This window comes from Jatrophihabitans lederbergiae, from assembly GCF_031845305.1.
GTDB classification, from domain to species: Bacteria; Actinomycetota; Actinomycetes; order Mycobacteriales; family Jatrophihabitantaceae; genus Jatrophihabitans_A; species Jatrophihabitans_A lederbergiae.
Map to the genome: position 1 here is coordinate 1 of NZ_JAVREH010000160.1, position 1,441 is coordinate 1,441.

Genomic DNA, 1,441 nt, shown 5'->3' on the forward strand with positions numbered 1-1,441 from the left:
GAGCAATTGTCAATACCTGTGGATTGGTCTTGGTCAGGCTGCGGTTTCGAGGGGCGGCGCGACGGGTTGTTGATCTTCTGATCGTTCGACGAGTTTGCCGTTGACGAAGACCGTGCCGGCGCGGACGAGCGCAACGAGATGGGGTGCGTTGACTGCGCGCCAGCGGTCTTGGGCTGCGATGATCAGCTTGTAGGCCATCGCCAGGCCGGCAGCTTTCGACCCGGGCCCGCGGGTGATCTTGGTGCGGTGCCGGACGGTGGCGAACGTCGACTCGATCGGGTTGGTCGTGCGCAGATGGACCCAGTGCTCGGCCGGGTAGTCATAGAAAGCGAGCAGCTGCTCGAGGTCGTCGGTGATCTTCGCGGTCGCCTTGGCGAACTTGGCGCCGAACAGCTCCACGAAGACCTTGACCGCGGCCTTGGCGTGGGTCTTGTCCTCAGCGCCCCAGATCTCGGCGAGCGCTTTCCTCGCGGCCGGGTGCGCGGATTTGGGCATCGCGGCCAGCACGTTGCCGGCCTTGTGGAACCAGCACCGCTGCTCACGGGTCTCGGGGAACACGTCCCGCAGACCACCCCAAAAGCCGAGCGCGCCGTCGCCGACGGCCAGCACCGGAGCCCGCATCCCGCGTCGCTTGGCGTCGCGCAGCAGATCAGCCCACGATTCGACCGATTCCCGATAGCCGTCGGTGAGCGTGATCAGCTCTTTCGACCCGTCCGTGCGGACCCCGATCAGCACCAGCAGGCACAGCTTGTGCTCCTCCAGACGGATGTTGACGTGAATGCCGTCAGCCCACACATAGACGTAGTCCACGCCCGACAGATCCCGCTTCGCGAACAGGCGTTGCTCGTCTTGCCACTGCTCACACAGCCGGGTGATCGTGGAGGCCGACAACCCAGCGCCGGTGCCGAGGAACTGCTCCAACGCGGGCACGAAATCGCCACCCGAGAGCCCATGCAAGTAGAGCAGCGGCAGCACCTCGCTGATCTTCGGGCTGCGGCGGCACCACGCAGGCAGGATCGCCGAGGCGAACCGCTTGCGCTCACTGGTTTCATCGACGCGCATGTCGTTGACCCGCGGCGCGCGGACCTCGATCGCTCCCGCCGCGGTGCTTACGGTGCGCGGATCGTGATGACCGTTGCGCACCACCAACCGGTGCCCGGCCTCATCGAGCTCATCGGTCAGGGCGTCGACGTAGGCGTCGGCCTCGGCCTTCAACGCCGCCGCCAACATCCGCCGGGCACCCTCCCGCGCGATCTCATCCAACAACGAACCCGCCGGCACCTCACCCGGCGACACCTGCCCCGAACCGCCTGTCTCCACTACCTTGAGCACGGACGTACCTTCCCGACCAGCGTTGCAGCGCCGGCCTTGCTCGATCACCACATGGCTACCGGGAAGGTACGTCCCACCCGGCCTCAACCACAGGTTTCAAGCATTGCTC

Annotated in this window: 1 protein-coding gene; it reads right to left on the reverse strand. The window is 66.1% G+C overall.

Annotated features, from left to right (window positions below; genetic code table 11):
* Window positions 1–33: 33 nt before the first annotated feature.
* Entirely contained in the window at window positions 34–1,320 is a 1,287-nt protein-coding gene (locus RM423_RS24715; RefSeq protein WP_311425691.1) for an IS256 family transposase, read from the reverse strand.
* Window positions 1,321–1,441 lie beyond the last annotated feature (121 nt).